The sequence below is a fragment of the Vibrio sp. Evd11 genome, from assembly GCF_900382755.1.
Lineage (GTDB): Bacteria > Pseudomonadota > Gammaproteobacteria > Enterobacterales > Vibrionaceae > Vibrio > Vibrio lentus.
In genome coordinates, this window is sequence record NZ_OSDX01000013.1 from 1 (window position 1) to 25,006 (window position 25,006).

General features: G+C 43.4%; 21 protein-coding genes and 1 pseudogene. 6 read left to right on the forward strand and 16 right to left on the reverse strand.

The window, feature by feature from the left end; translation table 11 throughout:
• On the forward strand, positions 1-366 hold a 366-nt coding region (locus ED652_RS07845), incomplete at its 5' end, for a cytochrome b (RefSeq protein ID WP_174214622.1).
• An 80-nt stretch (positions 367-446) separates the two neighbouring features.
• Here ED652_RS07845 and ED652_RS07850 read toward each other — a convergent pair.
• The 7 genes and pseudogenes from ED652_RS07850 to ED652_RS07890 form a co-directional block, all read right to left on the reverse strand.
• Positions 447-881: a hypothetical protein gene (locus ED652_RS07850; protein WP_017105215.1), complete on the reverse strand. Its 435-nt coding sequence runs from the start codon at positions 879-881 to the stop codon at positions 447-449.
• A gap of 116 nt (positions 882-997) precedes the next feature.
• Entirely contained in the window at positions 998-1,264 is a 267-nt protein-coding gene (locus ED652_RS07855) for a hypothetical protein (protein ID WP_017111811.1), read from the reverse strand.
• Between the two features lie 234 nt (positions 1,265-1,498).
• Complete coding sequence (locus ED652_RS07860) at positions 1,499-3,283, reverse strand: ABC transporter ATP-binding protein (protein WP_122054187.1); 1,785 nt, start codon at positions 3,281-3,283, stop codon at positions 1,499-1,501.
• Entirely contained in the window at positions 3,277-5,040 is a 1,764-nt protein-coding gene (locus ED652_RS07865) for an ABC transporter ATP-binding protein (protein ID WP_122054189.1), read from the reverse strand. The genes ED652_RS07860 and ED652_RS07865 overlap by 7 nt, the downstream gene beginning before the upstream one ends.
• Before the next feature lie 211 nt (positions 5,041-5,251).
• Positions 5,252-5,749 carry a hypothetical protein gene (locus tag ED652_RS07870; RefSeq protein WP_122054191.1) on the reverse strand — a complete coding sequence of 166 codons (498 nt, stop codon included), beginning with the start codon at positions 5,747-5,749 and terminating at the stop codon, positions 5,252-5,254.
• Positions 5,750-5,762: 13 nt separating this feature from the next.
• Positions 5,763-7,872: pseudogene (locus ED652_RS07875) on the reverse strand (LruC domain-containing protein).
• A gap of 498 nt (positions 7,873-8,370) precedes the next feature.
• Positions 8,371-8,889, reverse strand: a complete 519-nt coding sequence (locus ED652_RS07890; protein ID WP_122054195.1) for an NUDIX hydrolase — start codon at positions 8,887-8,889, stop codon at positions 8,371-8,373.
• A gap of 372 nt (positions 8,890-9,261) precedes the next feature.
• Here ED652_RS07890 and ED652_RS07895 point away from each other — a divergent pair, with 372 nt between their 5' ends.
• Together ED652_RS07895 and ED652_RS07900 are read left to right on the forward strand one after the other, a co-directional pair.
• Complete coding sequence (locus ED652_RS07895) at positions 9,262-9,516, forward strand: DUF333 domain-containing protein (RefSeq protein ID WP_017105223.1); 255 nt, start codon at positions 9,262-9,264, stop codon at positions 9,514-9,516.
• Between the two features lie 211 nt (positions 9,517-9,727).
• Positions 9,728-10,405 carry a hypothetical protein gene (locus tag ED652_RS07900; protein ID WP_122054197.1) on the forward strand — a complete coding sequence of 226 codons (678 nt, stop codon included), beginning with the start codon at positions 9,728-9,730 and terminating at the stop codon, positions 10,403-10,405.
• Positions 10,406-10,409: 4 nt separating this feature from the next.
• Here ED652_RS07900 and ED652_RS07905 read toward each other — a convergent pair whose 3' ends face one another.
• A complete protein-coding gene (locus ED652_RS07905) occupies positions 10,410-11,276 on the reverse strand; it encodes a YdcF family protein (RefSeq protein ID WP_122054199.1) in 867 nt (288 codons plus the stop codon).
• 355 nt (positions 11,277-11,631) lie between these two features.
• On the opposite strand from ED652_RS07905, the gene ED652_RS07910 reads away from it, so the two are divergent.
• From ED652_RS07910 to ED652_RS07920, 3 genes are all read left to right on the forward strand, one after another.
• Positions 11,632-13,002, forward strand: a complete 1,371-nt coding sequence (locus ED652_RS07910; protein ID WP_017105226.1) for an L-serine ammonia-lyase — start codon at positions 11,632-11,634, stop codon at positions 13,000-13,002.
• A 591-nt stretch (positions 13,003-13,593) separates the two neighbouring features.
• Positions 13,594-15,072 (forward strand): peptide MFS transporter, encoded by a 1,479-nt coding sequence (locus ED652_RS07915; RefSeq protein WP_122054201.1) that lies wholly within the window; start codon positions 13,594-13,596, stop codon positions 15,070-15,072.
• Between the two features lie 239 nt (positions 15,073-15,311).
• Complete coding sequence (locus ED652_RS07920; RefSeq protein ID WP_122054203.1) at positions 15,312-16,094, forward strand: siderophore-interacting protein; 783 nt, start codon at positions 15,312-15,314, stop codon at positions 16,092-16,094.
• Between the two features lie 415 nt (positions 16,095-16,509).
• Here ED652_RS07920 and gntR read toward each other — a convergent pair whose 3' ends face one another.
• The 8 genes from gntR to ED652_RS07960 form a co-directional block, all read right to left on the reverse strand.
• Positions 16,510-17,511, reverse strand: coding sequence for a gluconate operon transcriptional repressor GntR (gntR, locus tag ED652_RS07925; protein ID WP_122054297.1), 1,002 nt, complete (start codon positions 17,509-17,511; stop codon positions 16,510-16,512).
• Positions 17,512-17,821: 310 nt separating this feature from the next.
• A complete protein-coding gene (gene pepE / locus ED652_RS07930) occupies positions 17,822-18,562 on the reverse strand; it encodes a dipeptidase PepE (RefSeq protein WP_162929930.1) in 741 nt (246 codons plus the stop codon).
• A gap of 193 nt (positions 18,563-18,755) precedes the next feature.
• Positions 18,756-20,264 carry an NADP-dependent phosphogluconate dehydrogenase gene (gene gndA, locus ED652_RS07935; protein ID WP_122054205.1) on the reverse strand — a complete coding sequence of 503 codons (1,509 nt, stop codon included), beginning with the start codon at positions 20,262-20,264 and terminating at the stop codon, positions 18,756-18,758.
• Positions 20,265-20,267: 3 nt separating this feature from the next.
• Positions 20,268-20,765, reverse strand: coding sequence for a gluconokinase (locus ED652_RS07940; protein ID WP_122054207.1), 498 nt, complete (start codon positions 20,763-20,765; stop codon positions 20,268-20,270).
• A 118-nt stretch (positions 20,766-20,883) separates the two neighbouring features.
• A complete protein-coding gene (locus ED652_RS07945) occupies positions 20,884-22,206 on the reverse strand; it encodes a TRAP transporter large permease subunit (RefSeq protein ID WP_010428786.1) in 1,323 nt (440 codons plus the stop codon).
• Positions 22,199-22,756, reverse strand: coding sequence for a TRAP transporter small permease subunit (locus ED652_RS07950; RefSeq protein WP_102515829.1), 558 nt, complete (start codon positions 22,754-22,756; stop codon positions 22,199-22,201). The genes ED652_RS07945 and ED652_RS07950 overlap by 8 nt, the downstream gene beginning before the upstream one ends.
• A 65-nt stretch (positions 22,757-22,821) precedes the next feature.
• Positions 22,822-23,838 (reverse strand): TRAP transporter substrate-binding protein, encoded by a 1,017-nt coding sequence (locus ED652_RS07955; protein WP_122054208.1) that lies wholly within the window; start codon positions 23,836-23,838, stop codon positions 22,822-22,824.
• Positions 23,839-24,038: 200 nt separating this feature from the next.
• Positions 24,039-24,941: an EamA family transporter gene (locus ED652_RS07960; protein ID WP_122054210.1), complete on the reverse strand. Its 903-nt coding sequence runs from the start codon at positions 24,939-24,941 to the stop codon at positions 24,039-24,041.
• Between the last annotated feature and the right edge of the window lie 65 nt (positions 24,942-25,006).

Consider the following 25,006-nt stretch of genomic DNA (forward strand, 5'->3'; position numbering starts at 1 on the left):
GATTATGGGTTTGGCAATATTAGATCATATTTGTTAACAAAGTGCGATCCCGCCCTGACACCACCCATGCCTTCCTCTGTGGCTGCCGGTCAAATATGTATTGCCAAACTCGCCCACTCACTCATGTATCTCGTTATGTTCATGGTTTTCAGCACCGGTTATTTAATGCTTAAAGAGCCCTATTCATTATTTTGGCTAACAACCGTCGACAACCTAATAACCGACCCTGCAATCAACAGCTTCTTTTTCTATTTACATCGCACCAGTTGTGTTGTTGCCCTTGCTTTTTTAATCTTATTGCATATTAGTGCTGCGCTTAAACATCACTTCGTCTCTAAGAATTACGTGTTGAAGATGATGATCTAGGTTTAATAATTCGAACTTTTGAGCACAAACAAAAAAGCCACAGCGTGTAAGCTATGGCTTTATTCAATCTATTTAATTGTTCAGTTTTTTTGAGTATCTAGCATCACTTGCCAATATTCACATTTGGCTAAGAACTCTTTTAAATAGAGCTCTGGATTCTCTAGTTTCTCGCCGCCTTTTACATCAGCGCCAGTCACACGCCAAAAGCCACGAGTGACCAAGTTTCGATGATAAATAAAATCGCTGAGTTCATTAGCCTTCATAGGAAGTTGCTCACCAAACGTATTTTCGTAGTGGCTCAGAGTCGAGGCTTGCTCACTTGGCTTCTCTCTTAAAAAGGTATCCAAGTCCAAGCCTAGTTGATGTTGCGCTTCCTTTGGTAAGGCTTTAGCTAACTTAGAGATCACACTAAACAGAGCCAACTCAACTTTTTGAGACGCTAATAACGATGCACCGAGAAGCGCATGTTCATTGGAAATATGTTGCTCTGTTGATGAAACGGTTGCTGTTGTCACTGTGTTAACCTCAAATAATCATAACGGGTGTTACTGAACTGGATAGAGTCTTTTCATTACGCTGAATCTTATTCTGGTAATTAAGAAGAATCTTGTCGTTAAGCAGAGTCTTGCAACTAAGCAGAATCTTTTAGCAGAACGCGTTCAGCATCAATAATGGTGAAGCCCGATGCGTCTTCATTCTTCTCGACTTGCACTAAACCTTTAAAACCAATTTGCGACAACTTCTTCGCAAGCTGATCCGGCGCGGTTTCAAACACTACATTCATAAAAGGCAAAGATTCAGCATCAACAAAACCATGCTCGTTAAACAGTTCCATTGCTTGAGATAAATGGTCTGAGTCGGTTAATTCAATAATTTCTACAACTTCTTCCAACAACATCTTCGATTCCATATTCGCCAGAAAGTGACTGACACAAGCAAGTTCGTCTTGCTCGCATACATTCCGATGCCCTAAGACACCCCTTTAGTAGTAAGGAGATCATAACATATTAATAATCGTAAAATATGTTTATTTTCCCTAAGCCACTGGGGATAACAGAAAAGAATCGAAACTGATTAAGCATAATCAGCAGCAATTTATCTCATCGAAAACGGTAGGTATGACTTGAGATGATTAGGCTACCGTAGCTTGAGAATCGCTCGTTTCTACAATCGATTCTTGCAACAAACCGGCATAAATACCATTGTGTGCGACCAATTGTTGATGATTGCCTTGTTCAACGATTTCACCCTTTTCCAGCACCAAAATAGTGTCAGAGTGACGGACGGTACTCAGACGGTGCGCTATCGCAATCACGGTTTTTTCTTTAAAAAGGCGCTGCATCGCTTTTTGAATAAGGTCTTCAGTAATTGAGTCTACTGAGCTGGTTGCCTCATCAAGCATCATCAGCTGCCCACCTTGTGCGACCGCTCTTGCAAACGAAATGAGCTGCGTTTGTCCCACAGATAAATTTGAGCCATTCTTTTCTAAATGGAAATCATAGCCTTGTGGCAATTGCTCAATAAACTTATCGGCGTAAACATAGCGCGCTGCTTGTTCAACCTCAACTCTAGTAAGATGCTCCTTACCCAAAGCAATATTGAACTGAATCGTCTCTTCAAATAAGTGCACATCTTGCATCATCATTGAGAACAAGTGGGCAGAGTCTTCGCTTGAAATTTGTGACAGCTCAATGCCATTCAACAAAATGCTGCCTTCATAATCTTGATAAGTTTTAGAGATCAGACGCAGAATCGTCGACTTACCTGAACCCGTTGAACCGACAAGTGCGATTTGATGCCCTTTCCCCAGAACAAAAGAGACATTCTTTAGAACATATGGAGAGTCGTCTTTGTAGCGGAAACTCACATTTTTGAACTCAAGACTGACAAACTTTTCGAGCTGGCTTTTGACTTGATGAGATGGCAATAAGTTGCGCCCTTCCTCTTCCGTAGGCTCGACAAAAAGCTCTTCAATATGGTCAAAAGCCGCAAACGAGCTTTGAATAGAGGCAATCTGAGAAGTAAAGTCACGAATGGGCACAAACACCTTTTCGAGCGTGTTGATGAATGCGATCAGCACACCCAATGTTAACGCACCTTCAATGACTTGCTCTGAACCGTACCAGATCATAATCGCGATGGTGATTGAGGTGATGCCCGAGATAAACGAGAACAAAATCGCATCGTACTTATTGATCTTCTTTTGAGCTCGCAAAAACTCATCCGTGTAGCCTTGGTATCGTTGCTCGACTTGCTCCTCAGCGCGATACATCTGAACGGTTTTCATGCCAAATAGCACTTCTTGTAGGAAGCCAATACCACGCGCCAGTGTTGAGCGAGTAACCTTATACATCGCGCGGAGACGATTACGCACATAGACCGTCAAGTACATCACGGGAGGCATGATAATCAGCACAATCATAGTCAACTGCCAATCAATGAAGAGCATCATAATAAGCAGAGCAATGGTGTTGATGCTGTCTTTAACCAATCCAACGACAGATTGAATAAACGTCTCGCCTATCGTTTCTAGATCGCTGGTCAGGCGCGAAAGAGTCACACCAATCGGTGTGTTATCAAAATAGCTACGAGGCAGTTTAAGCACACGCTCAAACAGTACTGAGCGCATGTCGGTAATGGTGTACTGGCCTGTTTTTCGCAGATTATACGAATAGGTGGTGTCGACCACATAACTGGCAATCAAGACAAGAACTAAATAGAAGACATACTCAAGTAACCCGTCCATATCACCCTTGCTCAAATGCACGTCGATCACTTGAATAATCAACCAAGGGAACAGCAGGCTTGTGATCACCGACAACGGAAGCATCGCAACACCCAGAATTGCTGAGCGTTTGTATTTCTTAGCAAACTTAAAAAAGTGCTTTAGATACTTAACATCAACACCTTTTAACATGCTGCTGCCTCCGTTTCATTCTGTTGTAATTGCCAAGTGTTGTAATAGTAAGCACAGGTTTTTAATAAGGTGTCATGGTCACCTTTCGCGATCACTTTCCCTTCATTCAGAACAATGATTTCGTCCATATATTCAAGGGCATTAACACGATGCGAAACCACCAGCACAGATTGATTTTTCAATCGATTGAACAGGCCTTCTAAGATCTTTCTTTCCGTTTCATAATCGACTGCTGACAGAACGTTATCCATGATGATTAAATCTGTAGGCTCTAATAAAGCACGCGCAATACTTAGGCGTTGCTTCTGGCCACCCGATAACATGATCCCTTTTTCACCGACTAAGGTTTGATCGCCGTTTTCAAAACGAGTGACGTCATTCGCTAGTTGGCTCAACTCAAGAACTTCATCAACCTGACTCTTTACGAGTTCAGTATGCAAACTGCCAAAACGAATGTTGTCTTCAACCGTTGCTGAAAACAAGTAAGGATCCTGAGTAACCGTTTTGACATAACGGCGTAGATCACTGCGTGAGAAACTTGTTATGTCTGTTTCCCCGAGAAAAACCGTTCCTTTAGGCACATCTAGATGGTGATTCAAGCAGTTAACCAACGTCGTTTTACCCGAGCCAATTCCTCCTAATACACCAATTTTCTTTCCTGCTGGAATATCAAAGCTGATGTTATCAAGAATGAGTCGCTCCTCACCTTCGTATTGGAAGCTCAGGTTGCGCACAGAAAATGCCTTTCCCTTGAGAGATTCAACGTCTAATTCAGACAACTTCGCGTCATCCAATTCTGGAACTCGCGCATTAAGAATAGTCTGTGCGCTTTGAATTCCGACTATGCCACGCTGATAAATGGTCGCGATTCTGCCGAGCTGCATCAATGGCATAGCGAGTAAAACAGAATAAGTCAGGAAAGCGGTTATTTCGCCTAAAGTAAGCTCTTGCCGCATTAGCATAAAGCCACCAAGTCCCAGAATGATGATTTTCATTAAGTCGTTGGCATAATCGAGAACAGGCATGAAGAAGACTTGAATACGAGTGATCTTAAGGCGACATTCAAGCAGTAGCTGATTGAGCTTTTCGGTTTCAGCCTTTACCCAAGGTGACATCTGCTGACTCTTGATCAAATCAATCCCTGATAGGTAACTCATCAACTGAGCAGACAGATTCTGTAAACGCTTCATATGTTCTAAATGCAGTGTCTTCATTCGTTTAAAACCAACTCGGAAAATCACAAAAGCGATTGAGATAGGAATAATCGAATACATCGTAAGCTCTGGCGATATGCGCCACATGTAGAGCGGTGTTAATGACAGTGCCAACAGGGCATTAAAGAACTGCAGAAAGCCCACACCAAAGAGCAAGCGAATGCCACTGAGGTCATTATTGATGATGGAGATCAGTCTGCCTGACGCAAACCTCTGGTGAAAGCTGTTAGGTAGACGGTTTAATTTATGGAGAAGTGTCGTCTTAAGCGCCGCCTCTGTAATCCGCCCAGGGTTAAGCGCATAGATACGAGACAATATACGCACCACAACCATGGCGACCGACATGCCAACCACAATCCAAACATAGGTTTGAAGCTGCTGATGGCCACTTGAGGAAGCATCATCAATCAGATCTATCGCCAATTGGATATAGCGTGGTATTTCAACTTGAAGCCAATTTACGAGAAAAATGAAAACTATCGCCAACAAATAAGAAGTGCGATTCATACGCAAATAGTGGGCAATAAACTGTCTTTTATTCATGGAATTCTTTCTTTGAGGACGGGTTCGCGGCTGTACCATGGATTCATCAGGAGCTTGGTACATTCTCAGGTTTAAAGGTACACCAAAAAGACATGGTTGACAATGTCAACCAAATTTATATTTTAATCGTTCCGTTGTTTTTCAAGGCTACAAAAAGAATATTTGCCGCCAAAATGGCGGCAAATATTTTAGGTTTGTTAAATGATGAACTTTAAAGGACGACGTCTACCTGCCCGTTGTTGATGTCCACTAAACGCTTCACTTCACTTCCCATTGCTGATGGATACCATACTTCTACCCAAACCTTATCAACATGATTTGGAAGAAGCAGTGTCGTTGAAAAATCAATATCCTCATTGATCGGCGTTCTCAACACTTGTGAGGTGTAATCGACAACCTCTCCATTAAAATCAGTGTAGATACTCATAAAGCCTCGGGAACTCTGTGAGCTTGCTACATCAACGGTGACAACAACCTCCCTCTCAGTAGAGAAGTCAAAACCTTCCGGAACCGAGAGCTCTACTGATTTCAGCGCTTGTGCAGGTGCAACGCTAGAGGTAACCGCGTTACTGCCGCCAGCAGGAGCGCTACTCGGTGGGGCAACGGAACTTGGTGATGAACTGGTTGAACCGCCACCACCGCCTCCGCCGCCACAAGCAGTAAGGAAGACCAGAGTTACACTACTCAGCATTAGTTTAGTTGTATTCATAAATCCTCCTTGATTAATCTTCAGTAGACCAAGTTTTGTCTGAAGTCGGGTTTTGGTACCAGGTTGGTTTTGCTGAACCTCCTGAGGTCGCCCATTCGGCAAAATCAGGATACGCCTCACTGATATCAATGTACTCTGCCGGGTGATTCCAAGGAGATGAAATTAAGATACCCCAAGGCATATTTTGTGTGGTTTTGTAGTATTTGTTGCTCGATGGATCCGAGTCATCCTGCGCTATGCCATAAAAATCACTGACTAACGTACCGCGAGTTGTCGGTGGGAAATCGGCTGTATGAATCTCGAGATCTTTCCCTTGAGAACCAGTGAAACTCGAACCGTGATACAAACCTTGACCCGGACCAAAGATGAATGGGTCAAAACCACTCAATGGCATCAATGAACTCACAGTTGGCTCACTTCCAGAAGCAAACGGTAGTGAAATACTAAACGTCATATTATCTGCTTCCAGAGACATGCTACAAGATGGGTTAGTACGGTGGAACATACACTCGGCATTAATGGGCAGATCGTTTCTTAAATTTAGAGATGCAACAACGACAACGTCTCCTCCTGGCGATGCAACCGCTTTGTCCTCACCAGTAAATGGTGAAATATTAACGCGAGTCGCCCCATCTTTTGTACTCGAGCAGTTTGCAGATCAACATCTGACTCATCGAATCCATTGAGCTTCCAACCTAAACCATTGCCGTAAGAAGCTCCATAAGCCATGACAGTGCCAGTAATATCCATTCGAAGAACGGCATCGTCTTTACTTAAGATGGTGGTTCGGTAGTAAACAACGACATCATTTAAGTCAAAGTCGCCCACTTCTGGCCAATTATCTTCAAAGGCCGCAGTGTAGTAATTAGAGTGTTGGATCGTGGTCCCTGGGTCGGTTACATTGAAAACGTAATCTTCAACTTCCCCATCACCGACATAGCCATCGCTAGGAATGTTGGGGCTACTAGCCAAGCGGAATCGAGTTTGTACAGTACCAACGACTGCACCGTCGCCGACACGAATAGGAACAACTTGGCTTCCATCGACAACAGAATGATTTTTCAGTATTTGCTCGTCATCATCGAAAACACCATTCATGTCCCAGTCAGCCCAAGCCTGTAGATAGCCGCTACCGACTACGTTGACATTGATTAAGCTGTCTAATCCAATTTCTAGATTGGACAACAAGGTAATTCCATCGTCGTCGTTCCCGCCAATATCCAAGTCGTCGCCATTGGATGCTGCACCAGGTTGTCCGTCGGTATCAGCATCAATGCTAGCACCTAACCTAAATAAAGCGTTGACGAAATCGCATGTTCAGCACCATTACTCGCTTGTAACGTGCCGTAACTATCAGGCGCATCACCAAAATCAGATTCGTCTGAGCTTTCGATGGGAGTTGTAAAACCGGATAACTCCCAGTTACCATCAAATGCAGAGAATATAGGGTTAGGTCCAGTACTCGTGGTAACCGTTTCAAACTGAAGTGTGACGATAGAAGTGTTTTTGTAGGTGAATTTAACCGCCCCTGAAGTGTCTGTTTCAGAGTAGTTTGTACCAGGCCCCGTGAATAAGACTGAAGTCCCATCGGCACTCTCTTCTGCCGTCAAACTTGCGCTCGCACTACCAAGTTGATAGCTGAAAAAACCTTCACTTTTAAAGACTCGTACTTGTTCAGACTGTGAGGGTTCTCCATCTATGTCATAACCAATCATGTCAAACTCAGGAATAGTATAAGGTACTGAGAAGGTTCCGGAGAGACCTTCCGTACCATCATAAAATTCAAAGGTATAGATTAAGCCTGCCGAGCCCGCAGAATTAGTTTGGTAAAGAAAGCCAATATCTCCTGAAGGCTGCGTTGCGCCAACTTTGTAGTTGGGAGCATGAAACAAAAATGTCGCATCACCAAACACATTACTAGACACTTTGGCATCTATTGTTTTTCCATCATGTGTTCCGACATTCAGAAAATGCATTGACACCCCATCGTACGTCGGTCCCGCCCAGCTACTACTCCCATTAGTTGACTCTATATGGTTTGAAAAGTCCAAATCCACCGTCGTTGCATAGATAGGGACACTGACTACTGCCGTCATAAGATAAATAACTTGCTTGTATTTCATAGTAAACCTCGACTTCTTCTTCGCATGAGCGATTTCCTTGAAAAGTGTGTGAACTCTGAACGACGGTTAAACAAAAGTTTTCCGCATCCCAAACTCGTAACTAAGCAAAAGTAGTGGTTTGTTATTTTGGTATCGATAAAGCGAGCTGCTTAGTCAATGAAGCAAGAGGAAGGCCAAGTTTTCAATTAAGCAAAGTATGAATTTAAGATAATGAAATTAAAGGTGATTTCATTTATTTTCATTTTAAATCTAGAGCTCGTTCTCGATATATTCAAAATAAGAATCAAATTGCTTAAGTGTTACGTCAATTTAAAAACCACCGACTTTAACTACGATTTATACCTATATAGGAAAGTCAAAAGACGAGCACTACATTCACTTTCAAACAAAGTGGTTGGTGTCAGATACAAAAACCGCCTAAAAGCACAGGACTCTTAGACGGTTAATAATTAGTAAGTTTAAAAAATAGAAGCTTGATAAGGAAAAAGTTATTGCTGCTTACAGCATCTCTTTGGCAATCAAATGCAGTAAGAAGGTTTCACGCTCAATACTCATGCCCTTTTTCGGGCTCTCGTCCATGGTCTTTTCATTATGGGCAATCGCTTCATGGATATTCATCCACACCGGTTTCATCCCATTTTTCACTTCATAATCTTCGTAAGCCGTTTCACCAAGCTCACGATCGATCTTGCATGAGTAGCAGTAAGAGATCATGTGCATCATATCTGCGTCGTCTTTATACCAAGGACGAAACTCTTCAAAAATGCCGAACGGCTTGATGCTATGAATGTTCTTTGCACCCGTTTCTTCTTCGAGTTCACGAACCATACCAGCAATCACATCTTCACCTTCATCCAAACCACCACCAGGAATGGTGTAATCGTGATAGCGCTCGGTGTACAGCATCAGAATGTTTTCACCATCTAAGACAATTGCACGTGCAGCGTTACGCTTGTATACAGTTTTATTGTCTAGGTGATCGATATCAGGGTGAATTGTGGTTTTTAGATGTCTCATGATTCTGACTGCTCAACTGAATTTGGGCGGCATCATATCATAATAGAGAATAGATTCGAGGCTAAGAACAAGTGACACAACATCAAACACCACGCTCTTTAAGCCAGTTTATGCATTGCCTTGAAAGAGTCAGTTCCACTTCAAAACCCTAAGTTCTCCGTATACTGATCTCGCAATACCAGGGTCTCTCTTAGCTTGATCTAACACCCAAAAAGCAGCTAAACATGAAGAAATATCAACCTATTTCAATATCTTGACCAAATTAGGACAACCTTTTCTGAAATCTAAAATATACTAGTTTCATAGAGCTTCTCATTTGGTTCTGTAGAACTTAACGCATTCGATTATAGAGTTATCACGTAGGAGATAAACATGAAGAAAATTGGTTTGATGGCTGTATTTGCCGTTGTATTAGGCGGTTGTGCAAACGACTATGCAGAATATAGCGAAGGCCAACGTGTTTCAGTCGCTAACCCAGCTGCGGTTTATTGTGTTCAACAAGATGGCGAATTAGATACGGTGACTGAAAACAATCAACGTACCACTTACTGTGTATTCGATGACGGTGAGCGTATTGAACAGTGGGAGTACTACCGCAATAACCACGAGCAAGAAGCTGAAAAGTAATCACTTCGACTGCGAGTTTCTAACCTCACCGCTGTAAGACCCCGCCCCAAAAATTCTAGTACGTTACGTAAACTGCCTGCCTCAAGGCAGCGGTTTACCGTATACACACACCAATTGAACAGTGTTTTATTTTTGACATTTTCATGACATTCGAGCAAGCAAAGTAAATAGACTGCAACTCTGTTACAAATATTTACAAGTAGTGTTGATTATGAAAGTACAAACAAAATCGAAAGAACAAAATCATATGTCCTTTGAGATACCTGAATTCAGCCTGTCTCAATCGACTTCTGAGGTAATCTACAAACGCTGTCAAACAGCGCTAGTAGTATTAGCGATTGGTATAATAGTCAACCTAGCAATCCGCATTGATTTCGTTTTATTGAATGGAAAAATCGGCGAAAATTCAGTCACTGAAATGCTACAGCAATTTCTTTTAATCATCTCCTTTGGTGCATTTGCTTACCTCGCTAAAAAACGTCCTGAGGTAAAATATGCCGCTGTGTTAATCAGCGCATTCTTTGCCGTAATGTTCATCCGAGAATTAGATTATTGGTTTGACATGATCATACACGGCGCTTGGGTTGTCCCTGCCCTATTAGTTGCTGGTAGCGCAATCTTCTATGCAATTAAAAATGGTAAACGAACCATTGATCAGCTTGCGCTTATTCTTGCATCCCCACACATGAACATGCTGGTTACTGGTGTTATGCTTCTGCTTGTTTTCTCTCGCTTATTTGGCATGGGCAGTTTTTGGCATGGCGTAATGGGGGAACATTATATTAGTAATGTTAAGACTATCGCAGAAGAAGGTACTGAGCTTCTAGCTTACTGTCTGATTGCTTTTGCTAGTTTAAAGACCGTTATAGGCATCACGAGAAAGAAATAATTACCTATCGCCACAAGCGCTGAGTCTTATCTTGCTCTGGGTCTAAATATCGATTTAAGAAAGTCAGGTTTGTATCTAGTAAAGCTAGGTACTCCCTGGCTTTTTCTATATCTGAACCAACTGGAGTTTGAAGAATACAACGCTCCAATACCGGAATGAGTGTATCCACAATATCAAAACGGGGAGATGATTCTATCCAACCTCTCGCTTTCACTAACGCTTCAATAGATAACCTTTCTGGTTCTTGCCTTACGGATTCTAGATCTCGCTCAAAAGACCCTGCCACGACACCTTCGAGATAAACTCGATAAGTGGTCAGTACATCCATGAGCAAAAACAATCGCCCTTGAGGGCCTTGATGAGGATATGGCACCGCCACATGAGCCTCTAACTGATGATCTATTTGCAAATCCACACCAAGTTCGGAACACCTGTCAACAAGCACTTTAAGCAGACCTTGTTCATCCATCAGCGATTGAATCTCGAAAATACGTTGTAAATGGTAGTCATTCGAAACGAAAGTTACTTTGACACTCTGCCCACGTGTAAAAAGCCCGCTTGCAATCATTTCTGAAGCCAAATTCTGGATGTTCTCGACCGTGTTTGTCGAAAGCTGCTCAAGTAAGATAGCACCCAACACAAACGGCGCTTCAAGCTGGCTTTCCAGCTTTCGAAAATACTGGTGCATGGCATCAGCTTCGGAGGTGTTTTGCCCTTGCGTAACCCCACCACAAAATGCGACCGCAGTTTGCTGGTTCGCTTCCACCATTAAATACTCAACTAAAGCATCAACACGACTGATTCCCTCATCAGTCAATTTATTCTCATTAAGTCGCTTACCCAGCACAATAAGGAGGTGATTAATGCTCATTTTATGTTCAAGTCTCGTTTTAGTGATTAGATGAAGTGAATTATGTATACAATAGTTGTTAACAAAAGTATTTTGAAATTCTTATATGTTGCTCGCAATAATGCTCACTATTCATAGCGACACATAGGTAATGCAAGAATAGACGTGCCGCTTTTAAGCAAAAATAACACGCTCATGCATTTCATTGCTTTACGTTTGCTAACACAAGCCTCAATAAAAGAGACGTTTCAAACAAAGAACAAGCTCAATCAAAAAACTGTTTCAACCAAGGTCTGTTTTCACTAAAAAGTAAAACGCACAAAATATAAATTTTATACAGAGTTCGTTCATCGAACCGTCTTCACAGGAAGTTACTATGCTGTCTATTTTTGACATTTACAAAATCGGGGTTGGGCCTTCCAGCTCCCATACAAATGGACCAATGATCGCTGGGTTTAATTTTACCCAAAGAATTGAATCGGTACTTGATCAAGTTACCCGCATTCAAATAGACCTATACGGCTCATTGTCACTAACAGGTATTGGCCACCACACCGATCGTGCAACCCTATTAGGTCTTCTTGGTAACCGCCCTGACACCATCAAAATCACCAGTGCGAATCTAGCAATGCGTAAAGCGATTGAAGACAAGTCGCTATTGGTGAGCGGCAACCATGAAATTCACTTCGACGTAGACAGCGACTTACTGTTTCATAAAACCAACCTACCACTTCACGAAAATGGCATGACTATCTCAGCCTTTAACGCGAATGGTGAACTGTTGGACATGGAAACATACTACTCTATCGGTGGTGGTTTCATTGCAACCGCTGATGAACTGCAAAATGGCAAGCAGGAAGCAGAAACACAAGTTGAATTCCCTTTTACTTCTGCCGACCAATTGCTTGAATTGTCTGAACAACAAGGGCTTAGCCTTGGCGGCTTAATCCTGCGTAATGAAGTGTCTTTCCAAGACATGGATGTGATTGACCAAAAAGCTGACCAAATTTGGAAGGTAATGTCTCTGTGTATGCAGCGTGGCTTTGACACTGAAGGCATTCTTGATGGCGGACTAGAAGTCACCCGTCGAGCGCCAGCTCTTTTGAAAAAACTGGAAGCGAATGCTTCGATTGAAAATGATCCAATGGAGATCATGGATTGGATTAACCTGTTTGCCTTCGCCGTGAGTGAAGAAAACGCAGCGGGTGGTCAGGTTGTGACATCACCAACTAACGGTGCTGCTGGCGTTATTCCTGCAGTATTGATGTACTACCACCGCTTCATCAAAGAGCTAGATACCAAGCAGTTGAAAGACTTTTTAGCAGTATCTGGCGCTATTGGCATCTTATACAAAACCAACGCTTCAATTTCTGGTGCAGAAGTGGGGTGTCAGGGCGAAGTTGGCGTATCTTCTTCAATGGCAGCGGCTGGCCTAACCGCCCTACGCGGTGGCAGCAACGAGCAAATCTGTATTGCAGCTGAGATCGCAATGGAGCACTCACTTGGCATGACATGTGACCCAATCGGCGGGCTTGTTCAAGTACCGTGTATTGAACGTAATGCTATGGGCGCGATGAAGGCAATCAATGCATCACGTATGGCGCTGAAACGCACCAGCAAATGCCTTATCTCGTTAGACAAGGTTATCGAAACCATGTACCAAACGGGTAAAGACATGAACAAGAAGTACCGTGAAACATCTTTAGGTGGCTTGGCCGTGATCCACATGGCGCCACCTTGTGAATAACCGCGAATACCAATCACAGTAAGTAAGTGATCATAAATAGCGCAGGAAAAAGGCTCAAGAACAAGGCGGCTCTTCTCGATAAGAAGTTTCGATAAGTAGTTATTCTACAATCAAAATTTCTAACGCAGTTATTGAGCGTTTTAACCAGCTAGGATGACCAGTTATTTACTACGATTGGTATAAAACACGAGTTCAGAAAACCCCTATAGAGATGGCATTCTTGTAAACTTAGTTTTCAATATCAAAACAAAGCCAGCTGCCAAGCTGGCTTTTTTAATGGCTAAAACCCAACGGCCAATTGAAAATGGTATTCACTTGAAAAACTTTACAAGATGACCATCGCTAACTTTTCCTTTATTTGTTCATTACTTAGCCACAAATAAAAAATGGTTAAATTTCACACAGCCATGCATCCACTAGCAAAATCTAATATTGCAGATTTCATTCATGAGAAATATCAATGTGCTCATAAGAAAAGGTATATCGAGTAAAGTTCTGTTTGGGACACATGTTTCAGTTTATGTATTGCTACTAATGATATTATAATTGGGCAATTACACTACATATCAACACAAATGTGAGAATAAAATAATGTGGAATAGATTAAACAAATCAATGATGTTCTGCCAAATGATGTTCGGACTTTCGTTCTATGGCGTCATGGTGATCTTGACTCGTTTCTTCCTTGAAGATCTGAACTACAATGAAGCCGACACCATGATGGTTGTTGGTGCTTTCTCTGCAATCGGACCGCTGTTTGCTATCGCAGGTGGCTTCATCGCCGATAAATTTTTAGGCGCATACCGATCTTTGACTATTGCCTTTTTAGGCTTCGCAAGTGGTTATGTTTTACTGGTACTCGGTGCAGCTGCTACCAATGTACCGATGGCATTATGTGGTATCGCTTTAGCAAGTTATGCTCGTGGTTTGATGTCCCCTTCTTACCCAAGTCTTTACAAACGCACGTTCAAAACTCAAGAAGATTTTGAAAACTGCTACCCGATTAACTACTCAGTAAACAACATTGGTGCGTTACTAGGCCAATACTTGTTCCCAATGCTAGTGCTTGTTGTTGGTTTCCACGGTGGTTTCCTTCTTTCAGCTGTTCTAGCGGGCGCTGCGCTGCTAATGATGATCTTTGTTCGCAAAGGCCTTGTTGAAGCCAGTGCTGAAATCGATCAACAACCGGTAAGCACTAAGAACTGGGCGGCATTCCTTGGTCTTTCTGCAGCAATGATTGGCTTGGTATTCTTCATGTTCTCTAACATGGATATTGGCCAAAACATCGTATACGCAATTGGTGGTGCAGCGATCGTCTACTTTGTTTCTTTGATGCTGAAGTCGAAAAAATCAGACATGCTGAAGATGGGTACGATCTTAATCATCACATTCCTGACGACATGTTTCTTCGTGTACTACGGACAGATGATGACTTCGATGACAATGGTTGCGATCAACACAATGCGTGGCGATCTATTTGGCTTCATCCCTGTAGCCCCTGAAGCTTCAATGGCAATGAACCCACTTTGGTGTATGGTTGCAGGCCCTATCATTACGGGCATCTTCTCTAAACTAGAAAAGAAAAACATTCACTTCTCAACCGCTACCAAAGTAGGTTTCTCTTTCATTCTGACGGCGATCGCTTTTGGTATCTTAACGATGGCAGTAACGACCGTTGGTGAAGATATTCTGATTCGCCCGGAAGTGTTCCTAGCAATCCACTTCTTCCTAGCGTTTGGTGAAGTTATTGTTGGTTCTATGGTTGTAGCGTTCATTTTGTCTGTTGCACCTAAGCACATCGAGAACTTCTCAGTAAGCTTATTCTCTGTAGCAATCGCACTATCCGGTATTGTTGGCGCGGTATTCTCAACGTCAATTGCACTTGAGAAAGGCCAAGCAATCACACAAGAAATCGTGCAAACGGTTTACGGTGATTACTTCCAGTTACTAACTATTCTAGCTGTTGTAATGGTTGGTATCGCAATGGCAGCATCGTTCATTATTCGTAAGATGCTAGACGCAGCGAAAGCCGCTGATCAAACGATTGAACTAGAGCAAGCTAACAGCTAACAGCTAACAGCTAACAGCTAACAGCTAACAGTATTCTTACTCAACAAGCTCGTTCATCAAGCCCTTTAGTTTTCTAAAGGGCTTTTTTGTCGATATTGATATCAGGATTGGTAGATAACTCGATGGATGATTCAAGTTACGTTGTGCTTGTGTAAATAAAAGTAAATGATAACCATTAGTATTGAGTGTTTTCTTGTTCAGGATTATGATGTAAAAATCAGAATCTAAGAGAGCCTTATATGAGCAAGCCTAGCCCTATCACATTAACCGTTACTCAAACCTCAACAATTACACCGAATATGCAGCGTATAACGCTTAGCGGTGAAGGATTAAGTAAGTACCCAACCGAATGTACTGGCGGCTACATCAAGCTTTTGTTCTCGCCACTCGGCACCACTGATTTAAGCCAGCTGAACGAAGGTGAGCGCCCAACCATGCGCACTTACACCATTCGTCAATACAACCCAGTAGAAAAGTGGATTGAGGTTGACTTCGTTCGTCACATCACCACAGATCTGCAATGTGGCTTTGCTGCAAGATGGGCAATGAACGCAGAAGTAGGTGACAAGGTTTCAGTGGCAGGCCCTGGATTAATTCAAGGGCTGAATCTAGAATCGGATTGGTTCTTCTTGGTGGCAGATATGACGTCGCTACCTGCGCTCTCTGCAAAAGTAAAAACGCTTCCGGAACACGCAGCAGGCCACGCTGTCATTCAGATCAATTCAGCAGCAGACAAGCAAACACTTGAAGTACCTCAAGGTATAAAAGTAACGTGGCTGATTGAAGATCAAACCTCAGAATCTCTTTCACAAACGGTTCGCAACTCAGAATGGTTAGACGGTCAGGTTTCGATCTGGACAGCGTGTGAATTTGAAAGCATGCGCGCACTAAGACAATACTTCCGCAACGAAAAAGAAGTCGCTAAAGAGAACATCTACATCAGCAGTTATTGGAAGCGTGGCGTCACTGAAGATGGCCACAAAGTGCTGAAGCAACAAGATGCTCAAGCTTTAGCGGGTTAAGCCTGCTATACCAATCACAGTAAGTAAGTGATCAAAAATAGCGCAGAAAAAAAGCTTGAGAACAAGGCTGAATTTTTCGATAAGTAGTTATTCTACAATCAAAAATTCTAACGAAGTTATCAAGTTTTTTAACAAGCTAGGGTGACCAGTTATTTGCTACGATTGGTATTATTACATACATCTTTTTGCTAGGAAGATTCCCCCGGGCATGCCCGGGGTACTTACCGTGACAACGCTAAAGCGTTGACCAAAATTACAAACAGCTTACGCTGTAATTTTGGAATTGGCATTCATCCACGGGTAAACCCGTGGTTTTCTGTATTCACAGAATAAATAGAAAACGCTCTTAGCGAAGTTCATCTCGTTAAGGGCGTTTTAGTTTGAATCCGATGAAGATCAAAGCCAAAGTGTAAGATTAAATACTCTCACCTACTTCAATCTCATAACCGAGATCCAGCTTCGCAACCCATTCTTTATTGCCTTGTAAACGCGCTACAACTTGCTGTGCAGCGACTTTACCAATTTGCTCCCTAGGTGTTACGACAGTCGCCAAACGCGGTGTCATCGCCACTGTGATATCGTGTCCGTGGAAACCTGCTATCGCCATCTGTTCTGGAACTTGAATACCACGACGTACACATTCGTAGAAGGCACCAATCGCCAAGTCATCATTAGTGCAGAAAATGCCATTCACTTGTGGGTGTTTCTCAAGTAGCTCACCAATCAGTTTTGCACCAAGAGTAAACGAGGAAGCGTCTTCTGTTTGCAGTGTTACTGGCGTTTTGTCGGCTTCTTGCATCGCATGTTCATAGCCTGCCATTTTCAAGCGAGTACGCTCATCCATACGAGCGGCTAAATAAGCAATATCGGTGCGCCCTCTGTCGAGCATGGTTTTGGTCATCGCTCTAGCCGCTTCGAAGTTATCAAAGCCGACGGCTTGTTCAATTCTTGGCGATACCGAGTCCATAATCTCAATCACGGGGATTGAAGCGGTCTGCAGCATTTTTCGAGATCTATCTGTGTGGACATTCTCAGACAGAATAATCGCATCAACATTGTACGAGAGCAGCGAAGCAATGCTTTGTTCTTCCAGTTCAGCGCTATAACCATAGTGGGCAATCATGGTTTGATAACCCGCAGGAGCGGTGACTTGCTCGATACCACGGATAACCTCAGCAAAAACTTGGTTGGTTAACGACGGAACCAGTACACCAATCGCATTGCTTTTTGCGTTGGAAAGGATGTCTGGCGCGCGGTTAGGAATATAACCTAGCTCGTCTACTGCAGCGCTGATCTTATCTCTCAGTGCTTCTGATACCTGTGAAGAGTCACGTAGACATCGACTGACGGTCATTTTGGTGACACCAACTAGGTTGGCAACATCTTGTAATGTGGGACGTTTTTTCTTACTTAGCATACTGACAGCATCATGGTTACGATTAATGTTACTGGTAACATAGTAACGAATTTCGACTACTTTAGAAGAACTAAACACCTAAAACTTGATATCAGATCATAAACACACACGTCGCTGTACCACTAATAAAACTAACAATACTTCTTTTCGAAGACGATGTTCAATAAGTTCTCAACTTACACTTGATGTGTATATTACGCATTAAAAACCCCAACCTTGGATGATCAAGACTGGGGTTTCGCTTAACCCATTACAATTGCGCACATAACTTACCCCTATTAAGAGGTTGTAACGTGTCTCTATTCGTTATCTAGCAACCGATGTCCATCAAGAATGCAAGATCGCTGTCTGCCGTGAACGTTTCTGCAAGTCGACCATGCTTAAAGAGCTTCATTGGCTTGCCTGTCGCGGTGTGGTACGTTAATTTCCCTTCACACACTTGCAGCATCGTCCCTTCAGGGATACCAACAACGACTTCACTTGGGTTCATGCACAAGAACTCTTCAATACGTTCATCACGTGTTTCGCCCATATGCCCAGAAATGGATGCTTCTATATAGTGAGGGTTAATCTGAAATGGTACAAAGTTAAGCGCAGGCAAGATAGCAGCGCTGACAATTGGCATGTCATTAGTGGTACGAATCGTTGGTGTTGCGACATTTGTTCCCGCACTCCAACCAATAAACAGCTTACCTTTGTTGATCACAGCATCACGCATCGGTGTTACCAAACCTAGATCGTGAAGCATACGGTTAAGTACCCACGTATTACCGCCACTAATGATGATACCATCAACCTCTTTCAAGGCTTGCACAGGGTCTTCGGCTTCATGAATGCTCACCACTTCGCAATCATATTCATCGAACACTTGCTGCAATTGCTGCAATTGCTGCGTGCGATCCGAGTATTGCCCTCGAATCATTGCGAATGGAATAAACAACATTTTTTTAGGCTGAGCCTTTTCCATCATTGGACGAATCCACTCTTTACCATACTCTAAAAGTGATGTGTCACCTGGTAACTTGCCGTTACTAAATAGCATTACATTCATTACAACCTCACTACAATTTGCAAATTTACTATATATTATTTTGATATTCTCTTGAACTACAACACTTGCCGCTTTCAAAGACTCTACGGGTAAGTATTCATAAATTGAGGGGGAAGTAATGTGCGCCAGTAAACAAGTTCGGAAAAGGAATGACCTTTTGAGACAAAATCTTGTTGAGGGCGTTATTAACTGTTTAAGCGTTAACTTTTACTTCAGTTCTTGGAGACTGACTCCAAGTCACGTGAAACTTTTCAGCTTCATCTCTATCGACTCGCGAATAAGTATGAGAACCAAAATAGTCTCGTTGCGCTTGCAGCAGATTTGCAGGCAACACCTCACAACGTAATGAGTCGAAGTAACTCAGAGCAGAGCTGATTCCCGGCATCGGCACACCATACAGAGCTGAGTTCGCTACCGCGATGCGCCAAGCAAGCTCACGCTCTTCCACTTGTTTGATGAAAGCCTCATCAAACAACAGGTTCGCCAGCTCACCATTTTGTTGATAAGCCGATGTAATACCTTGTAAGAATGCTGCACGAATTATACAACCCGCTCGCCAAATCTTAGCTATTTGAGTGAAATCGAGATTCCACCCCTCCTTGTCTGACGCTGTCTTTAATAAATCAAAACCTTGCGCATAAACAGACAGTTTGGCGCAATACAAAGCATCATGAAGTTCAGAGACAACCTCTGTTTTGTCCAACTGACTCGCATCCGCAATAGTACCTTTTAAGAGTTGGCTTCCCTGCACTCGTTGCGACTTTTGGCCGCTCATCGCGCGTGCATAAACCGCCTGTGCAATAGTTGGAGTTGGACACCCTTCTTGAAGGCTGTTAACTGCCGTCCACAAACCCGTACCTTTCTGCCCTGCTTTATCAAGCACAACCTCAACGAACGGCTTACCCGTTACAACATCTTCTTGTTGAAGAATATCGGCACTGATTTCCATCAGGTAACTATTAAGTACACCGTTGTTCCATTGTTCAAAGACTTGGCCAATCTCTTGAGCTGGCATTTCAAGCACATCACGCATGAAATGGTACACTTCGCAAATAAGCTGCATGTCGGCATATTCAATACCATTGTGTACCATTTTCACATAGTGCCCTGAACCAGAAGGACCAACATACGCCGCGCACGCTTCACCCGTTTCAAACTGAGCAACCGGTAGTCCATTAGCATCCACTTTTGCAGCAATCGCTTCCCACATCGGTTTCACATATTGCCAAGCTGATTGGTCGCCACTCGCCATGAGCGCAGGGCCAACACGAGCGCCTTCTTCACCACCAGAAACGGCGGTGCTAAAGAAGCGCAGTTTGCCTTTGTAGCTCACTTCACGCGCCTCGGTATCTGTCCAAAGGCTGTTGCCTGTATCGATAACAATGTCGTCATTTTCTAAGCCAGCATCAAGCAAGCTATTTACGACGATATCGACAGGTTTTCCAGCAGGAACCGACAAAGCGATTACACGCGGCTTCGCGAGCCCTTGCAGCACATGCTCAAGGCTAGTCCCTTGTGTGAACTGACCTTTACCAGTAAACGATTCATTAAGCAGCTTTGCTTCTGAACTGGCGCGATCAATATTGTCTGTATTCAAGTCAAAGCCAGCAACGTTAAAGCCGTTGTCCAATAGGTTGAGCGCAAGGCTTTTGCCCATCACGCCTAAACCAATCATCGCGATGTCATTTTTTATCTGAGTCATGGTTTAACCTATCTGCTTAATTTGTTTGAGTGCACTTTCTACGACTTGCTCAACATCTTGCGATATATCGACAAATAACGCTTCATCTAACTCAGGTTCAACCAAGGTTGCGAATTGGCTTTTCAACATTTCTTGACCATTAAAGTAATGGTTTTCGCGAGCTTTATGGCGATTCCAAATCGTATCGAAACTGCCTTGAAGGTACACAATCACTAAGTCTTCATTGTTCTCTCGCAGAATCTCGCGGTATTGAGGTTTCAATGCAGAGCATGCAATCACAGCACTTGGTTGTTCGATATATTGCTTATTTAGTGTTTCTAGCCATCCTTGACGATCTTCGTCAGTCAGCGGGATACCTTGGCGCATTTTTTCTACATTACTTGGCGGGTGGAAGTCATCTCCATCAAAGAATTGAAATTCTAAAGCCTGCGCGATACGGCTACCAATCAGGCTTTTTCCGCATCCAGATACGCCCATCACGAGTATTTTTTTGCTTTTCATAAGGCAAGCCTTCCCTAAGCCCCAACCAAAACAGGGGCTGACAATCGAATCTAATAGTTAAACTTGTGTTGCTGTTGATAGGTTCCTGAACGTAAAACTCGCTCTGGAACCTTTGCTGTTATTGCCACCAAAGCGCGAGCTGAGGAAAGATAATAACCAGTGCCAGCACCAATACTTGAAGTGCAATGAACGGCAGTAGTGAAGAGAAAATCTCACCTAAGCTGATGTCTTTTGGTGCTACTGATTTCAAGTAGAAGGCCGCAGGACCAAACGGCGGTGACAAGAACGACACCTGCATGTTTAGGCAGAACACAACGCCGAACCATACTGGGTCAAAACCAAGGCCAGTGATGATTGGAACGAAGATTGGCATAGTCAGAAGTGCCACACCTACCCAGTCAAGGAACATGCCTAGTACCAACAAGATAGCCATCATAATTAATAGCGTTACTGTCGCGTTACCGCCACTGAGCGCAAGGATGGTTTCTTCAACAAAATCAATGCCGCCCATCAGGTTGTAGATACCAACCAATGCACTTGCACCGATACCAATCCACATAATCATGCCGCAGGTACGCATGGTTGCGATGGCACTCTCTTTCAACATACTGAAGTTCAGTTCACCACGGATTAACGCACTGATCATGATACCAACCACACCCAAAGCAGACGCTTCTGTTACTGATGCGATACCTGTGTAGATACTGCCGAGAACCGTTGCGACAGAGAGCAATGGGAAGAACAGAGCTTTGAAGTAGCTTGGCTGATTGGCAATATCTTCTTCTGTCTCATCATCACTTGGAATTGGCGCAAGAGAAGGGTTCAACTTACAGCGAATCAATACGTAACCGATGTAACAGCCCGCAAGGATAAACGCTGGCAAGAAAGATGCTTTGAACAGGTCACCGATCGACACACTCGCTGTCATACCGTAAATGATCAGTACGATACTTGGCGGAAGCATAGTGCCTAGTGCGCCGCCCGCACAGGTTGTACCAATCGCAAGCTTGCGGTCGTAGCCTAAGCGAAGCATTTGAGGCAGAGCAAGAATGCCAAGCAGTACGGTTTCGCCACCAATAACACCTGACATCGAAGCCAACAGAACCGCGACTAATAATGTTTGTACCGCAACACCACCGCGAACCTTACGTCCGACAGATTTCATTGCATCAAACAGGTCACGTGCAATGCCTGAACGGTCTAACAAAGCGGCCATCAACACGAACATCGGAACCGCAAGAAATACATAACCAGAAGCAAAGCTGTAAGTTCGGCTCGCAATCAAAGGTAAAGCATCAGGGCCAAACCAACACAAGGTGAAGAAAATCGCGACAAAGCCCGTTACAAACGCTAGCTGCATACCTGTCAGTAGCAAGCCAATCATCATAACCAGCATGAGCAAGCTGCCCCATGCGATACCAATAGAAGATAAATCAAACATCGTCATTCTTCCTTAGACCCATCAGCTCTTGGATTAGGTGCAATACAAACTGGACAACAAGAACACATAAAACGACAAAGATCAGGCCTTTAAGTAACGCGGGATAAGGCGCGTTTAACACTGAACCTGAGGTCTCAAGACGGAATTCACCCCATGGCGCAAACCACGATTCTTCTGCAGTAAAATATGCCGCGTAAGCCAACATGCCAGCAAACGCCAAACCAACAATATGGTGAACAAGATTAAGATATTTACGAGCTTGGTTAGACACTGAGTCATAGATAAGAACTACTCGTACGTGCTTGTTTGCGGCAAACGCGTAGATGCCACCAATAATGAATAAAGAGCCACCGATGAAAGAAGCTGTTTCATGTACCCATGTGGTCGGGGCATCAAATGCATAACGCATCACAACTTCATAAAATGAAATCAATACAGTGAAGATAAAAAACCAGCTCACGAGATTACTGAATTTTATAACCAAACGGTCAAGCGCATTTCTTGGTTGCTCGTCGTTTTCAGCTGGGGAATGGGGAGTTTTGTCTGTCATGGGCCAAATATCCTGGGAAAGAACGGGAGAGCAATGCCCTCCCCCTTCAGTACGCTAAGTTTGAGTTACAGTAAGCCGTTTTCTTCTAAGAATACGGTTACTGAGGTGTAAACTTTTCCTGCGTTATCAGAACGCTCTGCAAACACTTTCCATTGGCCTTTCGCGATTTCACGGAACTTCTTACGCTCTTCTTGAGACCAGTCGTGGATAGTGATTTCTGGGTTCGCTTCAGCTTCTTTAAGTGCAGCTTGGTCAGCCATTTTCAGCTGAGTTGTCATGTCGTAAGAGAAGTCACGCACTGATGTTTGCAGCATTGTTTGTAGATCAGCAGGCATCTTGTCCCACTTCTTCTGAGATACAGAGATATCGATAAGAGGCAGTGAGTGGAAGCCCGGTTGAACTGGATGAGTAGCGATATCGTTCATGCCCGCTTTTTGGTTGGTAGAGAATACCGTGTAGTCCGCAGCATCAATTACACCTTTGCTCAGGCCAGTAAATACTTCAGAACCCGGCAGGTTTACTGGAGTTGCCCCCGCGGCTGCAAATACTTGTTGAACTAGGCCTTCAGGCGCACGCAGTTTAAGACCTTTAAGATCTGCAACGCCATCGATTGGCTTTTTAGAAATGAATGATTCAACGCCGGTTGTTGAAGCACCAACGAACTGAACACCGTAAGGCTTGTACAGTTCAGTCATTAGCTCATTACCACCACCGTAGTTCATGTACTGAAGCAACTGTGTTGTGTCTGACCATGCACCAACCATGTTACCGATAAGACCAAAAGCTGGATCTTTACCAGAGAAGTAACCTGTTGCTGTGATGTGACCATCTAGGATGCCCATTTTGATCGCGCCTAGCGTTTCTGTGTGCTTAACCACAGCACCAACAGGAAGTAGATCGATGTCGATACGTCCATTAGACATCGTTTCTACGCGCTCAGCCCACTTCTGCTGAACCTTGAAGTTCAAATCACCAGATGGATCTGAAGATTGAATCTTAAGTTTAAAGTCTGCAGCCATTGCTGAAGTAGCAAATAGACCAGTGAGGGAAGCGGCAATCAGCGTTTTAGTCAGAGCTTTCATTTGGGTATCCTTATGAGTTTCACAGAGTCCGGCTTGTTATTATATGTTACCGGTAACGTTGGAGTGGATGTTACCGGTAACTTTACAGCATTGTCTATGAGAAGGATCACATCTTTAACATTAGTAAAACGTTTGCTATCAATAAGAAAAATGTGACTAAAAAGTCACGTTATAGGTTGGAGGTAGGATTTAATTTCTTTTTAAGTCAGTGAGATAACTAAACCTGCAATGATAAAAACGACGCCTACACCGCGAGTGGCGTGCCACTTTTCCTTTAAAAAGTAGATCCCCATCACTACGCCGAAGATGATGCTTACTTGCCTTAGAGCGACAACCAAGCTGACATTTTCAGTCATGGTCATCGCAAATAATACGAGGCCATAGGTCGAAGCCATCATGATGCCAGCAAGTGTTGCTCTTTTACGCAATAACCAAGCATTATGAAATTCGATTTTTTGATTCGACACGAGCAACCACAGGCTCAGTGGAATCACAATCGCCCAAAACTGAATGCCTAGATAGAAAATCGCGGTGTGCTTGTTAGTTATAACTGTTGTGCTCAAAGGATCGAGTAACAGAAGCGCTTCTTTATCAATTATGGAATAGCCCGTGGTACCAATGGCCGCAATTAACGCCCACAGTACGCCAAGGTTGAGATACGCTTTTAACCTAAGATCTGAAAACTTCTTAAGTGGTACAAACAAACAGCCCAAGGTAATCAAGGTGAACCCAAACCACTGATTAGGTGACAGCTCATAGCCTATCAACACCGTGCCTAAACCCACCATCAACACGGGCAGTGCTCTTGCCATTGGATAAATTACGCCGATATCAGCCTGTTTATAAGCTGCGCCCAAGCCGATCAAATAGATGATTTGGCAAATCCCGCTCAAGAAAACCAGTTGCCAAAATGGAAGTAAGATATTTGACAGTCCAACGCTGTGAACATACCAGATCAAGTAAGGCGTCAATATCGCGGCAGCGGCAAAGCCAGAGGCTAAGAAGAAAGACGAGCCCGAGCCTTGATTAGATTTACCTAGAACATTCCAACCCGCATGAAGCAGAGCTGAAATGATCACGATTACAATGGCAGAGAATTCCATTTCATTCCTAACTTATTGATGAATTAGCACAACGGCTGACAACAGGTGATAAAAAAGGCCTCCGA

Bases quoted from the DNA above. Each gene is read 5' to 3' on its own strand.
- ED652_RS07855 (WP_017111811.1), bottom strand. From the start codon at position 1,264: ATGTTGTTGGAAGAAGTTGTAGAAATTATTGAATTAACCGACTCAGAC.
- ED652_RS07860 (WP_122054187.1), bottom strand. From the start codon at position 3,283: ATGTTAAAAGGTGTTGATGTTAAGTATCTAAAGCACTTTTTTAAGTTT.
- ED652_RS07865 (WP_122054189.1), bottom strand. From the start codon at position 5,040: ATGAATAAAAGACAGTTTATTGCCCACTATTTGCGTATGAATCGCACT.
- ED652_RS07870 (WP_122054191.1), bottom strand. From the start codon at position 5,749: ATGAATACAACTAAACTAATGCTGAGTAGTGTAACTCTGGTCTTCCTT.
- ED652_RS07890 (WP_122054195.1), bottom strand. From the start codon at position 8,889: ATGAGACATCTAAAAACCACAATTCACCCTGATATCGATCACCTAGAC.
- ED652_RS07895 (WP_017105223.1), top strand. From the start codon at position 9,262: ATGAAGAAAATTGGTTTGATGGCTGTATTTGCCGTTGTATTAGGCGGT.
- ED652_RS07900 (WP_122054197.1), top strand. From the start codon at position 9,728: ATGAAAGTACAAACAAAATCGAAAGAACAAAATCATATGTCCTTTGAG.
- ED652_RS07905 (WP_122054199.1), bottom strand. From the start codon at position 11,276: ATGAGCATTAATCACCTCCTTATTGTGCTGGGTAAGCGACTTAATGAG.
- ED652_RS07910 (WP_017105226.1), top strand. From the start codon at position 11,632: ATGCTGTCTATTTTTGACATTTACAAAATCGGGGTTGGGCCTTCCAGC.
- ED652_RS07915 (WP_122054201.1), top strand. From the start codon at position 13,594: ATGTGGAATAGATTAAACAAATCAATGATGTTCTGCCAAATGATGTTC.
- ED652_RS07920 (WP_122054203.1), top strand. From the start codon at position 15,312: ATGAGCAAGCCTAGCCCTATCACATTAACCGTTACTCAAACCTCAACA.
- gntR (WP_122054297.1), bottom strand. From the start codon at position 17,511: ATGCTAAGTAAGAAAAAACGTCCCACATTACAAGATGTTGCCAACCTA.
- pepE (WP_162929930.1), bottom strand. From the start codon at position 18,562: ATGAATGTAATGCTATTTAGTAACGGCAAGTTACCAGGTGACACATCA.
- gndA (WP_122054205.1), bottom strand. From the start codon at position 20,264: ATGACTCAGATAAAAAATGACATCGCGATGATTGGTTTAGGCGTGATG.
- ED652_RS07940 (WP_122054207.1), bottom strand. From the start codon at position 20,765: ATGAAAAGCAAAAAAATACTCGTGATGGGCGTATCTGGATGCGGAAAA.
- ED652_RS07945 (WP_010428786.1), bottom strand. From the start codon at position 22,206: ATGTTTGATTTATCTTCTATTGGTATCGCATGGGGCAGCTTGCTCATG.
- ED652_RS07950 (WP_102515829.1), bottom strand. From the start codon at position 22,756: ATGACAGACAAAACTCCCCATTCCCCAGCTGAAAACGACGAGCAACCA.
- ED652_RS07955 (WP_122054208.1), bottom strand. From the start codon at position 23,838: ATGAAAGCTCTGACTAAAACGCTGATTGCCGCTTCCCTCACTGGTCTA.
- ED652_RS07960 (WP_122054210.1), bottom strand. From the start codon at position 24,941: ATGGAATTCTCTGCCATTGTAATCGTGATCATTTCAGCTCTGCTTCAT.